We start from the raw sequence: 12,961 nt of genomic DNA on the forward strand, positions 1-12,961 counted from the left end.
CACCCGGAAGTGTTCACCGGTGCCCAGGGGGCGTCAAGGTCGCGGACAGCAACGGTTGGTGGGGCAGTGTGCGGCGGCATCGTGGCGGTCGAACGTGGCCGAAAACGGCTCGCTGCGGCCGATGCTCGTTCACGTCGCTCCCAGGCACACTCTTTCGGGCTGTTGGCCGGGTGCGCGCCTCGACGCCTGTAGGGCCGCCTTACGGCAGTCCTCCCGGACCGGCCGACGGCTTGGCCGCCGCAGCCCGGGGCTACGGACTGGCGGCCGTGCAGCCGTGCAGATCGGCAGTGAGGTACCCGCAGGCCGACTGTCGCCCTCGACAGGCCGGCCGGCGAACCGCCAACCGGCTCGTCCATCAGCCGCTCAGCCGGTCACTCCCGGACCGGCCCGCCCACCAGAATCCGTCCTCCGTCGGCGCCGTACCGGCCCCACGACGGATCTCATGCCCCGCCAGCCCTGCTCGCCCCAGCACCCAACTCGCCCCTCTGAGGGCCTTCGCGGCCTGCTTGAGGGGTGCCAGGCAGGCGGCAGCCTGGCGGTGGTCGGTCACGCTGCCCGGTGCGCAGAGGACCGTGGCCAGCGACAGCGTGATGGTCCGTCCGCCGGCTGTCCAGGGCGTGTCGAGCACCGAGGTGGCCAGCGGATCGAGGGTGTCCGGGTCCGCGAGGACCAGGAAGTCGTCCCCGCCGATGTGCCCCACCCGAGTCGCTCCGGACGCCGCACGCTGGAGCGCCTGACCGACAGCCCGGATCAGGTCGTCGCCCGCCGCGAACCCGGCCCCGTCGTTGACCTGTTTGAAGTGATCGACGTCCAGCCAGCTCAGCGCGAACATCCGGCCGTCCGCGATCCGCCGGTCCACCTCTCCGGTGATCGCGTCCGAACCGGGCAGCCGTGTCAGCGGATTGAGCCCCGCGGCCTCCTCGACCCGGCTCTCGGACAACGCCCGTACAAGGTCCGCCAGTCGTACGACACCGATACATCTCCCGGACCGGTCGACGACCGCGACATCGTCGGACGTACGGTCCCGGTCGCCGTCCGCCACCACGTCGAGGACCTCCCACGCGGTGGCGTCGACCCCGACCGTACGTGGCGGATCGCCGAGCTTGGCGGCCGGCCTGTCGGCGTACAGCGCGTGCCCGTAGCGCCCCGACATGGACAGCAGGAACCGCGACCGGTGCACCGACCGGACCGGAACTCCCGAGGTGTCCACGAGCAGCACCCCGGACACGTCGGACGATCCGGTGAGCAGCGCCCGCACCTGCCCCGCGGACGCCGTGGCGGGCAGCAGCGCGGCGGGCCGCACGAACTGACGTACGGACGGCCCCGACCGAGGTGTCTCGGCGACACCGGGGGAGAGTGTCGGAACGTATACGTCCGCCGCGGGCAGCCGTGCAGCCGGCGCGAACAGGTCACCCTGCGCCAGCTGCGCGCCCGCCGCCACCGCAGCGGCGCACTGCAGTTCGGTCTCCACCCCTTCGACGGACAGCAGCGCGCCCAACTCCTCGCAGAGCGTCCGCATCGCCCGCACCGCCGCGGGCCGCGCGAGCAGGGACACATCGAGCTTCATCAGCTCGGGCGCGAGGTCCGTGAGCAGCCGCAGGGGTACGTCGCCGTCGCCCACCCCGTCCGCGCAGATCCGGAAGCCCTCGCCCCGCACGGCGGCGACCGCGTCCAGCAGGGCGTGCTGCGGCACGTGCGTGTACGGCGGACCGACGTCGACCGTCACCTCCCACGGCAGCCGCCCGGCCTCACGCACGGCGTCGCGCAGGGCCGCGAGCCCGCCGAGATCGGCCAAAGTCCCGGCGAACACGTTGACGTGCAGGGGCAGCAGGGTCTCCTTGCGGGCGGCGGCCCGGATCGCGAACGCGGCCAGCCGGCCGTCGAGTTCGGGGTCACGGCGGGCCTGCGCCAGGATGTCACCGGCTTCCGGGCGGGCGAGTATCTCCAGAGCGGCAACTCCTCCGGTCGTCAGATTGACGACCGGCTGAAAGGCGAAGCGGAGCGTATCCGACCAGGAGGGCACGGGAGCATAATCGCGCCCCCTGGCGTGCGCCCAGGCGCGATTCACGAGCTGTTCACGCAGGAATTCCGGCTCGTCACAGTGGGTGCGGGCGGTGCCGGGATCACCGCACCGCGACGACCGACGAACCGTGTCCGAACAGCCCCTGGTTCGCGCTGATCCCGACCCGGGCCCCCGCGACCTGCCGGTCACCGGCGGCGCCCCGCAACTGCCATGTCAGCTCGCACACCTGGGCAATGGCCTGTGCCGGAACTGCCTCCCCGAACGAGGCCAGCCCACCACTCACGTTCACCGGTATTCGCCCGCCCAGTGCCGTGGCGCCTTCCCGCAACAGCTTCGAGGCCCCGCCCTCCCCGCACAGCCCCAGATCCTCGTACCACTGCAACTCCAGGGCCGTGGACAGGTCGTACACCTCGGCAAGGGAGAGATCCTCGGGACCGATGCCCGCTTCCTCGTACGCCGCCGCTGCGACGGACGCACGAAAGGAGTCGGCCGAGGGCTCCACCGCGACAGCGGAGTCCGTGGCGATGTCCGGCAGATCGAGCACGGTGTTGGGGTAGCGCGGTGTCACCGTGGACACCGCGCGGATCCGCACGGGATCCGCGGCACCGTGCCGTCGTGCGAAGGCCATGCTGGACAGCACGACAGCGGCGCCGCCGTCGGAGGTGGCGCAGATGTCGAGCAGCCGCAGCGGATCGGCGACGACCGCCGAGCCGGCGACCTCCTCGGCGGTGACCCTCTTCCTGTACCTCGCGTTCGGATTCAGCGCCCCTAGGGCGGCGTTTTTCACCTTGACCTGCGCGAAGTCCTCAAGCGTGTCCCCGTGGACGGCCATCCGCCGCCGCGCGTACAACCCGAAGTACGTCGGATTCGTCGCCCCCAGGACACGGAACCGCAGCCAGTCCGGATCGTCCTGCCGGTCGCCTCCCGCCGGGCGGAAGAACCCCTTGGGCGCCGCGTCCGCCCCCACCACGAGCACGACATCCGCGAGACCCGAAAGTATCTGTGACCGCGCGGTGTTGAGAGCCTGTGCTCCCGACGCGCACGCCGCGTACACACTCGCGACCCGCGCCCCCTGCCAGCCGAGCGCCTTGGCGAACGTCGCCCCCGCCACGTACCCCGGATACCCGCCGCGCACGGTGTCCGCGCCCACGATCGAGCCGACATCGCGCCAGTCCACCTCGGCGTCGGCGAGTGCCGCCCGCGCCGCCACGACCCCGTACTCGACGAAGCCGCGCCCCCACTTGCCCCAGGGGTGCATACCCACGCCGAGCACTGCCACCTCACTCATGCCGTCACTCCCGTACGCCACACGCCCCTCATCGCGCCACCCCGGTCGGCCGCCAGTGCCACGTCGTCCAGGTCGTTTCCGCGTCCTCGTTCAGCACACCGGGGACGACCTCCACCTCGATGCCCACCGCCAGATCGGCGACGGTGATCCCGGGAACCGCCTGACCGAGCACGACGATTCGCTCGCGCTCCAGCTCCACAGCGATCAACGCGTAGGGTTCCCACGAGAGTTCCGGATCACTCACATACGGTGACGGCGGCCGGTACCGGCTGTCCGTGTACGACCAGACACGGCCGCGCCGCGACAACGGCACCTCGGACAGTTCACCGCCTCCCGGGCAGCTCGGATTGCGGCAGAAGACGTCCTCGCGGGGGAAGAAGACCGAGGCGCACGCCGAGCAGCGCGTACCGAGGAGACGGAAGCCGTCGCCGTCCCCGGAGAACCATCCGGTCACCACAGGTGTGCGTGAACGCGACAAGACCCCTCCATGACACTGGATCTGACGGAACGTCAGAAGTGTGCCATGGGCAACGGGAAATGGGCAGGGCACAGAGGAGAACCACGGGGACCTCCACGGCGTCGGAGTATCGGTAGGGACGGCCGGGGCCCACGGGGGTGGTTCCGGCCGCCCCTCGCGGCCGGAGGGACCCGAGCGGTCGCATCAACGCCGGTCCTTCCGCCCAGGGTTCGCGGCCCATCGACCGGCTGATGGCGATGCTCTTCAGATGATCGGATACAGTCCGCGGCGTGTCCGCAACCCCATCCACGCACCCGCCCGCCGACTTCGCGCCGGATTCCCACTGTTCGAACTGCGGAGCGCCCTACGGAGAGAGCGTCTCCGACTGGCCCCGCACCTGCCGCGTCTGCTCCACCGTGGCCTACCGCAATCCACTGCCGGTCGCGGTGGCCCTCCAACCCGTGTACGACGCCCAAGGCACCTCCCTGGTCGTGATCACCCGGACCATCAACCCCGCGCGCGGGGGCATCGCCCTGCCCGGAGGGTTCATCGACCACAAGGAGGACTGGCGGCACGCCGTCGTCAGAGAGCTCAGGGAGGAGACAGGCATCGACGTGGCGAGCCGGGAGGTACGACTCGCCGACGCGATGAGCTCCCCGACCGGACACCTGCTGCTCTTCGGGCTCCTCCCGGAACGCCCGGCCGCCGAACTCCCGCCGTCCGCCGCCACCGACGAGACAGCGGGCTGGCACCTGCTGCGCCGGCCGGCCGAACTCGCCTTCCCGCTGCACAGCTTGGCGGCCCAGGCATTGTTCGAGGGGCGGTACATCTGAGGCGCCCGCGCGTCTGAAGGTGCGCGGGACGCCTCAGCGAGCGTCGACGGCGGTGACGCTACCTTTGGCGCCGCCGCCCGCCGCTCCCTCGGCTTCAACGCCACGACGCCGTCACAGCGTCCGGAGCCCCCGCACCCGCACCGGATACGCAGGCTCACTCAGGCCACCCTCTCCATCCCGCTGGACGACCATCTGCGCCCCCTCCCAGCGCGTCACATAGCGCTCGATCTCCGGCTCGTCCCACCCAGCGTCCGTGTCCGGCACGACAAGCCCGCCCCCGACACGCCCCCGCGCGGGAGCCCACACCTCAAGCTCCAGTCCACCATCGGCACCCCGAACGGGCACGACGGCGCCGGCCCGCGCCAGCACCGGAATCCGTGACAAGGGGGCGGCGATCAGCACCTGAGCCGGCCCTTCGTAGGCCTCCTCAGTGACCGTGTCATACCAGCGCCCCCGTGGCAGCTGTACCGCACGCCGGTCCGCCCCGGGGTCCAGCACCGGCGCCACCAAGAGAGAGTCACCGAGCAGGAAGGCGTCCTCGCAGTCGCGCAGCGCCCGGTCCTCGGGCGCGCCCCACCACACGGGCCGCACATAGGGCGCGCCCGTACGACGAGCCAGATGCGCCAGCGTCAGGAAGTACGGGAGCAGTCGTCGCCGTTCGACGAGCGCCACGCGCGCGTGCTCCAGGACGTCGTCACCGAACTCCCAGGGCTCCCTGCGTCCCGCCCGCAGACTCGCGTGCGTACGGAACAGCGGGAGATACGCGCCGAGCTGGAACCACCGCAGATACAGCTCGGGCGACGGGCTGCCGTCGAAGCCGCCCACATCGGGCCCCGAGTACGGCACCCCGCACAGGCCCAGCCCCAACACGAGCGACAGCGACGCCCGCAGCCCGGGCCAGCCGGTGGCCACATCTCCGGACCAGGTCCCTCCGTAGCGCTGCATTCCGGCCCAGCCGGAGCGCGAGAAGATGAACGGCCGCTCCTGGGGTGCAAGTTCACGCAGCCCCTCGTAACCCGCCCGGGCCATGCCCAGCGCGTACACGTTGTGGGCCTCACGGTGGTCACCGCCGCGGTCCTCCAGGGAGTGCCGGGCCGAACGCGGCAGTGTCGACTCCCCGAAGGCCGTGAACGACGTCGGCTCGTTCATGTCGTGCCAGAACCCGGCGAAACCCTGCGCGAGCCGCTCCTCGTAGAGCCCGCCCCACCACCGTCGCACGCGCGGGTTCGTGAAGTCCGGGTACACCGACTCTCCAGGCCATACGACACCTCGCACGAGCCGCCCCGAGACATCCCGGACGAAGGCGTCCGCGGCGATACCACTGTCGTACACCGCGTTGCCCGGTTCCGCCTTGACCGCCGCGTCGACGATCGACACCAGCCGGACACCGTCGCGCAACAGCTCCTCCGCGAGCTCCGGCATCTTCGGGAAGTGCTCCCGGTCCACCGTGAACACCTGATTCGCGTCGTAGTGGTCGATGTCCAGGTGGACCGCATCGAGCGGAAGACCACGCTCCAGGTAGCCCGCGACGATCCGCCGCACCTCCTGCGCACTGCCGAAACCCCACCGCGCGTGGTGGTGCCCCAGCGCCCACCCGGGCGGCAGCGCGGGCGCCCCGGTGAGTGAGATCCAGGCGTGCAGCACGCGCGCGGGGGTGCCCACCATCACCCAGCACCGCAGTGGGCCACCGTCCATCCGCAGCTCACACGACCCGGCCCTGTCGTGCCCGGAGCCGGCGCCCTCCTCACCCTCGCGCAACGTCACCGTGCCGTCCCACGAGGTGTCGTGGAACACGAGATGGGTGGCCGCGTCGGCAACCACCAACTGCACGGGCATGGTGACGTACAGGGGATCGTCACCGGGCGCGAAGGCCTTCCCGGGATCCGTGTTCCACAGCCGGTACTTCCCGCCGCGCAGCCGCGGGCCCCCCGCGCGCCCGCCCAGGCCGAAGAACCGCGCGTCGGCGGCCACCTCGGAGCGTTGCATCCAGCGGGCCGCGCCGCCGTCGACCGGCTCCCACCAACGGGGCGGCAGATCGCGGCGCAGCATCACGCCACCGGGGGTGTGCACCTCGACGGCTCCGTGCCGCGACACCACGACCGTCGCCCGCTCGGAGACAACCCGCCAACCGCCGTCCTTGTCCGGCTCCAGGACAGCCCGCGGATCCGGCTCCGGACACTGGCCGGCGAGCGCGTACGACGGTTCGGGGTCCGCCCCGTCCCATCCCCAGAAGACCGCCCCGTTCACCGTGACCGTGATCCTCAGCTCGGAGCGGGCGAACCGGACGACTCCACCGCCGGGGCCCGGTTCCACGCCCCGCACAGGCCCTGGTACCCGGGCGCGTTCGGCGCCCCGCTTGGGCAGCCCGATGGCATCGGCACGCTGCCTGCGCCACGCGGCTCGCACGGTACGCGCCCCCTGGGCCGCCCCCGCCGAACCGACCGCCTTCACCGAACGCACCAGGTCACGACCGTTCATGCTGCTCAGCCTGCCATTGACTCGGCCGTAAGTGTGAGTGGTTCAACTGCCGTTCACCCGTGGTGAGACCACATCTTCATGTCGGCGACTATGTGCGGCGCACCCTGGTGCCGAAGTCGATCACATGGCATCGTCCATGACAGCCGCGTGACGCGCACACCCCAGCTCGTGCGCGACAGACGCCCACGACGCGCACTGCCCGGGAGCCGCCCCATGTCCACCTCCAACCCCTCACCGCTCTGGCAGCCCACCGAGGAACGCATCGCCCAGGCGCAGATCACGAAGTTCCAGACCTGGGCGGCGGAGAGGCACGGAGCCCCGGCCGAGGGCGGCTACGCGGCACTGCACCGCTGGTCCGTGGACGAGCTGGACACCTTCTGGAAAGCCGTCACCGAATGGTTCGACGTACGGTTTTCGACCCCCTACGCGCGCGTGCTCGGTGACCGTTCCATGCCCGGCGCCGAGTGGTTCCCCGGGGCGACCCTCAACTACGCCGAGCATGCTCTGCGCGCGGCAGGCACCCGTTCGGACGAACCGGCGCTCCTGTACGTCGACGAGACCCATGAGCCGACCCCCATCAGCTGGTCCGAGCTGCGGCGCCAGGTGGGCTCCCTGGCCGCCGAACTGCGCGTACTCGGTGTGCGCCCGGGGGACCGGGTCTGCGGCTATGTCCCGAACGTCCCGCAGGCCGTGATCGCCCTCCTCGCCACAGCCGCCGTGGGCGGTGTGTGGACGTCCTGTGCTCCCGATTTCGGCGCCCGCAGCGTCCTCGACCGCTTCCAGCAGGTCGAACCCGTGGTGCTCTTCACGGTCGACGGCTACCGCTACGGAGGCAAGGAGCACGACCGCCGCGACACCGTCGCCGAGCTGCGCCGCGAACTGCCGACCCTGCGCGCGGTCGTGCACATTCCGCTGCTGGGCACCGAGTCTCCTCAGGGCGCCCTGGAATGGTCCGCCCTGACCTCCGCCGACGTGGAGCCCGTCTTCGAGCAGGTCCCCTTCGACCATCCCCTGTGGGTGCTCTATTCCTCGGGCACTACCGGCCTCCCCAAGGCGATCGTCCAGTCCCAGGGCGGCATCCTCGTAGAGCACCTCAAACAGCTCGGTCTGCACTGCGACCTCGGCCCGGAGGACCGCTTCTTCTGGTACACGTCCACGGGCTGGATGATGTGGAACTTCCTCGTCTCCGGGCTCCTCACGGGCACCACGATCGTCCTGTACGACGGCAGCCCCGGCTACCCGGACACAGGCGCCCAGTGGCGCATCGCCGAACGGACGGGAGCGACACTGTTCGGCACGTCCGCCGCGTATGTCATGGCGTGTCGAAAGGCGGGCGTCCGCGCCTCCCACGATTTCGACCTCTCGCGCGTGCAGTGCGTCGCCACCACCGGCTCGCCCTTGCCACCCGACGGGTTCCGCTATCTCCACGACGAGGTCCGCGACGACCTGTGGATCGCGTCCGTCAGCGGCGGCACCGACGTGTGCTCCTGTTTCGCGGGCGCCGTCCCGACACTGCCGGTGTACATCGGAGAACTCCAGGCCGCCGGCCTCGGCACCGACCTCCAGTCCTGGGACCCCAGCGGCAAACCCCTCACCGACGAAGTCGGTGAACTCGTGGTCACCAATCCGATGCCATCCATGCCCATCCGCTTCTGGAACGACCCCGACGGCAGCCGCTACCACGACAGCTACTTCGACACGTATCCCGGAGTGTGGCGCCACGGCGACTGGATCACCGTCACCTCGCGCGGCTCCGTCCTCATCCATGGCCGCTCGGACTCCACGCTCAACCGCCAGGGCGTGCGCATGGGTTCGGCCGACATCTACGAAGCCGTCGAACGCCTCCCCGAGATCAAGGAGTCGCTCGTCATCGGTATCGAACAGCCCGACGGCGGCTACTGGATGCCGCTCTTCGTACACCTCGCCCCCGGTGCCGCACTCGACGAGGCCCTCCTGACCCGCATCAAGCAGACCATCCGCGAACAGCTCTCACCGCGCCACGTCCCGGACGAGGTCATCGAAGTCCCCGGCGTCCCCCACACCCTCACGGGCAAGCGCATCGAAGTCCCGATCAAGCGCCTCCTCCAAGGCACCTCCCTGGAAAAAGCGGTCAACCTCGGCTCGGTGGACAACGTCGAACTGCTGCGCTTCTACGAAGACCTGGCCCAAAAGCGCGCCTGACGGACGTACGCCCCGCCACCCCGCCACCCCGCGACGCAGCGAACCGTCCTCGCCCGCCGACGTTGTCAGTGCCGCCCGTTACTGTGAGTGAGCATTGATCGACTGCGCACAGGGGGAAACATGGCGCACATCCAGCACCAGAGCATGCGACGCGTCCTGCGCCGCGAAATCGCGGGCACCATCGGCCTGTTGACCGATGAACAGGACTTCACGGCGATGCGGCGCTATCGCACGTTCGCCTTCGACGACCACACCACCTACCTCCAGCAAGTGGAATCCCTGCTCAGGACCCTCGCCGCCCAGGGCGGCCACACCAAAGTGGCGCTCTTCGACCCCGAGGAATACGCCGAGTTCTGCGCCGAGAACGGCCTGGAACCCGACGCCCCGTCGAGCCGCACCCGCTTCACAGCTGAACTGGCCGCGACAGGACCCACCGTCATGTACGAGGGTCAGCCCCTCGACGAGCTCGTCCCGGACCTCGTCGACGAGGCCGTCCGCCAGGCGACCTGGGAGTACGCGACCACACTCCTGGCCCGTATCGGCAACTGCGCATCCTGCGGTGAGGACATCGGACGCGCATCCTTCGCCCACGCCTCCCACTTGCTCAGCCGCATTCTCGAAACCGCGGCAGCCGGCGAACTCCACCTCGTGTGCAGCGTCACGGCAGCGCCCGAAACGCTCGTCGCGGCACTCCGAGCCAACGACAACGCGGGCACCATCCACCTCGACGAATCAGAAGCCCTCGAATTCACCACCGTTCTGGCCCTCGGCATCGCCACCCGGAGCGCCGGGGGACTCGTCATGCGCATCACCGCCCACGACAAGACCGACCGTGTCTACGGATGGCGACTCCGCGGTGAGGTCCTGGATCCCCTCACCGCGGCCGAGGTCTTCGACGCCTATTGCACCGACGCCGAGTCCGGGGACCTGGTCTCTCCGGAATCAGGAGTCGACTACTGCGCACCACCCGACCTCGGAGAGGGAGGAATGGCGGGTCACGCACACTGAACACCAAAGGGGCGCCCCACCAGAAGGTGGAGCGCCCCTCAGCAACAGTCGAACGAGGACGTGGTCCGACTACTCGCCGGACAGCACCCTCTGCGCCGCCGTGCGCGCCTCCTCTGCCGTGTCCGCCGCACGCGCGGCGGCAGCGGCACGCTCGCACTGCGCCAGCGTGTACTTGGCGAGCGCCGTCCGGACATAAGGAATCGACGCGGCGCCCATCGACAGGGAGGTGACCCCCAGACCGGTCAGTACACACGCGAGCAGCGGGTCCGCCGCGGCCTCACCGCAGACACCACAACTCTTGCCCTCGGCCTTCGCCGCCTCGGCGGACAGCGCGACCAGGTCGAGCAGCGCGGGCTGCCACGGATCCTGCAGACGCGACACCGCACCCACCTGCCGGTCGGCAGCGAAGGTGTACTGCGCGAGGTCGTTGGTTCCCAAGGACAGGAACTCGACTTCCTGAAGGATCGAGCGCGCACGAAGCGCGGCCGACGGAATCTCCACCATCGCGCCGAACTTCGCCTGCAACCCGGCCGCACGGCACGCCTCCGCGAACGCCTTGGCGTCGGTGCGGTCCGCGACCATCGGAGCCATTACCTCAAGGTAGACCGGCAGCCCCTCCGAAGCCTTGGCGAGGGCGGTCAGCTGTGTACGCAGCACATCAGGGTGGTCGAGCAGCGAGCGGAGACCCCGCACACCCAGCGCCGGGTTCGGCTCGTCGGCCGGAGTCAGGAAGTCGAGCGGCTTGTCCGCGCCCGCGTCGAGCACACGCACCACGACCCGACCCTCGGGAAACGCCTCGAGAACCTGCCGATACGCCTCGACCTGCTTCTCCTCGGACGGCGCCTTCTTGCTGTCGTCCAGAAAGAGGAACTCGGTACGGAAAAGACCGACACCCTCAGCACCGGCCTCGAGAGCGGCAGGCACGTCAGCAGGGCCCCCGACATTGGCCAGCAGCGGCACCTTGTGCCCGTCGGACGTGGCGCCGGGACCGGTGGAGGAGGACAGCGCCGCCTTGCGCCTTGCCGCAGCCGCTTCCAACTCCGCCTTCTTCCCGGCACTCGGCTCCACGAAGATCTCACCGGTGCTGCCGTCCACGGCGATCACGGTGCCCTCCGCGAGCTCGCCGGCACCGGGCAGCGCGACGACGGCCGGAACGCCGAGCGCCCGTGCCAGGATCGCGCTGTGGCTGGTCGGCCCACCCTCCTCGGTGACAAAACCGAGCACCAGAGTCGGGTCGAGCAGCGCGGTGTCCGCCGGAGCGAGGTCACGAGCTATAAGGACGTACGGCTCGTCGCTGTCCGGCACACCGGGCATGGGCACCCCGAGCAGCCGGGCGACGATACGATTCCGCACGTCGTCGAGGTCGGCAACACGACCGGCGAGGTACTCACCGGCGGCGGCCAACAGCGCGCGATAGGCAGCGAACGCGTCATAGACCGCGCGCTCGGCGGTGCTGCCGACAGCGATCCGCCGTTCCACATCGGCCATCAACTCGGGGTCCTCGGCCATCATGGCCTGCGCCTCGAGCACCGCCTGCGCTTCGCCCCCCGCCAGATTGCCGCGCGCAACCAGATCCGCTGCCACATCCTCCACGGCCTTGCGGGCACGCCCCTGTTCGCGCTCCGCGTCCTCCGTCGGGATCTGCCTGGCCGGCGGTTCAAGAACCGCCGTTCCCATGTGCCGAACCTCGCCGATCGCCACACCGTGGCTCACGCCGACGCCTCGCAGCGTTGTTTCCATCTCACCCGTCTCCGATAGTGCGGCGGGTAGCGCCGCTGCGGTGGTTGTCCTGCTTGTCGTCTACGTCGGCGCTGACGTCACTGCCAGCCGAAGAGCTCGTCTCCGGCCTTCACATCGCCGTCCTCGCGGACGTCGGAGAGGGACTCGGCCGTGGCCTCGAGCGCCACGACCGGGCACACCGGGGACTTGCCGGCCGCCTCGACGGCAGCCGGGTTCCAACGAATGACAGCCTGGCCGCGCGTCACGGTGTCACCCTTGTTGACGAGCAGTTCGAAGCCCTCGCCGTTGAGCTGCACGGTGTCGATACCAAGGTGCGTGAGCACACCATGGCCTTCGCCGTCGACGACGACGAAAGCATGCGGGTGAAGCGAGACGATCACTCCGTCGACGGGGGCGACAGCCTCCGAAGGTTCACGCACGGGGTCGATCGCCATGCCGGGGCCGACCATGGCCCCGGCGAACACGGGATCCGGTACCGCGGTGAGTCCGATGGCGCGTCCTGCAAGAGGGGACGTCACGGTGGTCATGGGAAGCCTCCCAGGGGCGGAGATTTATATGGGCCGTCGCTACCTGTCCGGACGGCGCACTGCTCAGCAGGGTATGTCATATGAAGTGCAGGTTCCCTGCGAGAGGACCCCCGTTGGCGGCCGTAGCGCAGGGCACAAACGATTTGCGCCCGCTCCAGCGCCCCATGTAGAGTCTTACTCCTGCCTTGGGGCTGAGCGACGCGATCAAGTGTCCTTGTCCGGCAGCATTCAACTTGTCAGATCCTATCTCGGGGTCTGGTTCCGCATGTCTGCGGGACCGTGGTCAGAGAGACGGAAATTCACTGATAGAGTTTGAAACATCGAAGGGAAGCGCCCGGAGGAAAGCCTGAGAGAGTCTCTCGGGTGAGTACGAAGGAAGTGTCCGTTCCTTGAGAACTCAACAGCGTGCCAAAAATCAACGCCAAG

General features: G+C 69.8%; 9 protein-coding genes. 3 read left to right on the top strand and 6 right to left on the bottom strand.

Annotation, left to right across the window (positions count from 1 at the left end; translation table 11 throughout):
• Nucleotides 1-355: 355 nt before the first annotated feature.
• From ACIPC1_RS39165 to ACIPC1_RS39175, 3 genes are all read right to left on the bottom strand, one after another.
• On the bottom strand, nucleotides 356-2,023 hold the full coding sequence (locus ACIPC1_RS39165) for an EAL domain-containing protein (RefSeq protein ID WP_402526285.1): 1,668 nt from the start codon (nucleotides 2,021-2,023) through the stop codon (nucleotides 356-358).
• Nucleotides 2,024-2,123: 100 nt separating this feature from the next.
• Nucleotides 2,124-3,311, bottom strand: coding sequence for a lipid-transfer protein (locus ACIPC1_RS39170; RefSeq protein WP_402526288.1), 1,188 nt, complete (start codon nucleotides 3,309-3,311; stop codon nucleotides 2,124-2,126).
• 28 nt (nucleotides 3,312-3,339) lie between these two features.
• Nucleotides 3,340-3,768 (bottom strand): Zn-ribbon domain-containing OB-fold protein, encoded by a 429-nt coding sequence (locus tag ACIPC1_RS39175; protein ID WP_402526305.1) that lies wholly within the window; start codon nucleotides 3,766-3,768, stop codon nucleotides 3,340-3,342.
• 290 nt (nucleotides 3,769-4,058) lie between these two features.
• Here ACIPC1_RS39175 and ACIPC1_RS39180 point away from each other — a divergent pair, with 290 nt between their 5' ends.
• Nucleotides 4,059-4,601, top strand: a complete 543-nt coding sequence (locus ACIPC1_RS39180) for an NUDIX domain-containing protein (RefSeq protein ID WP_402526291.1) — start codon at nucleotides 4,059-4,061, stop codon at nucleotides 4,599-4,601.
• A 111-nt stretch (nucleotides 4,602-4,712) separates the two neighbouring features.
• Here ACIPC1_RS39180 and ACIPC1_RS39185 read toward each other — a convergent pair whose 3' ends face one another.
• Complete coding sequence (locus ACIPC1_RS39185) at nucleotides 4,713-7,079, bottom strand: TIM-barrel domain-containing protein (protein ID WP_402526293.1); 2,367 nt, start codon at nucleotides 7,077-7,079, stop codon at nucleotides 4,713-4,715.
• Between the two features lie 213 nt (nucleotides 7,080-7,292).
• Here ACIPC1_RS39185 and ACIPC1_RS39190 point away from each other — a divergent pair, with 213 nt between their 5' ends.
• On the top strand, nucleotides 7,293-9,260 hold the full coding sequence (locus tag ACIPC1_RS39190) for an acetoacetate--CoA ligase (RefSeq protein ID WP_402526296.1): 1,968 nt from the start codon (nucleotides 7,293-7,295) through the stop codon (nucleotides 9,258-9,260).
• A 120-nt stretch (nucleotides 9,261-9,380) separates the two neighbouring features.
• Nucleotides 9,381-10,268 carry a hypothetical protein gene (locus ACIPC1_RS39195; RefSeq protein WP_402526298.1) on the top strand — a complete coding sequence of 296 codons (888 nt, stop codon included), beginning with the start codon at nucleotides 9,381-9,383 and terminating at the stop codon, nucleotides 10,266-10,268.
• 69 nt (nucleotides 10,269-10,337) lie between these two features.
• Here ACIPC1_RS39195 and ptsP read toward each other — a convergent pair whose 3' ends face one another.
• Nucleotides 10,338-12,008, bottom strand: a complete 1,671-nt coding sequence (gene ptsP / locus ACIPC1_RS39200) for a phosphoenolpyruvate--protein phosphotransferase (protein ID WP_402526301.1) — start codon at nucleotides 12,006-12,008, stop codon at nucleotides 10,338-10,340.
• A gap of 77 nt (nucleotides 12,009-12,085) precedes the next feature.
• Nucleotides 12,086-12,535 carry a PTS glucose transporter subunit IIA gene (locus ACIPC1_RS39205; protein WP_384392372.1) on the bottom strand — a complete coding sequence of 150 codons (450 nt, stop codon included), beginning with the start codon at nucleotides 12,533-12,535 and terminating at the stop codon, nucleotides 12,086-12,088.
• Nucleotides 12,536-12,961: the final 426 nt, after the last annotated feature.

This window comes from Streptomyces sp. NPDC087263, assembly GCF_044744645.1.
In the GTDB taxonomy this organism is placed as follows: domain Bacteria; phylum Actinomycetota; class Actinomycetes; order Streptomycetales; family Streptomycetaceae; genus Streptomyces.

Excerpts from the sequence above, each read along its gene's own strand:
- ACIPC1_RS39190 (WP_402526296.1), top strand. The coding sequence starts at position 7,293 with ATGTCCACCTCCAACCCCTCACCGCTCTGGCAGCCCACCGAGGAACGC.
- ACIPC1_RS39170 (WP_402526288.1), bottom strand. The coding sequence starts at position 3,311 with ATGAGTGAGGTGGCAGTGCTCGGCGTGGGTATGCACCCCTGGGGCAAG.
- ptsP (WP_402526301.1), bottom strand. The coding sequence starts at position 12,008 with ATGGAAACAACGCTGCGAGGCGTCGGCGTGAGCCACGGTGTGGCGATC.
- ACIPC1_RS39185 (WP_402526293.1), bottom strand. The coding sequence starts at position 7,079 with ATGAACGGTCGTGACCTGGTGCGTTCGGTGAAGGCGGTCGGTTCGGCG.
- ACIPC1_RS39195 (WP_402526298.1), top strand. The coding sequence starts at position 9,381 with ATGGCGCACATCCAGCACCAGAGCATGCGACGCGTCCTGCGCCGCGAA.
- ACIPC1_RS39205 (WP_384392372.1), bottom strand. The coding sequence starts at position 12,535 with ATGACCACCGTGACGTCCCCTCTTGCAGGACGCGCCATCGGACTCACC.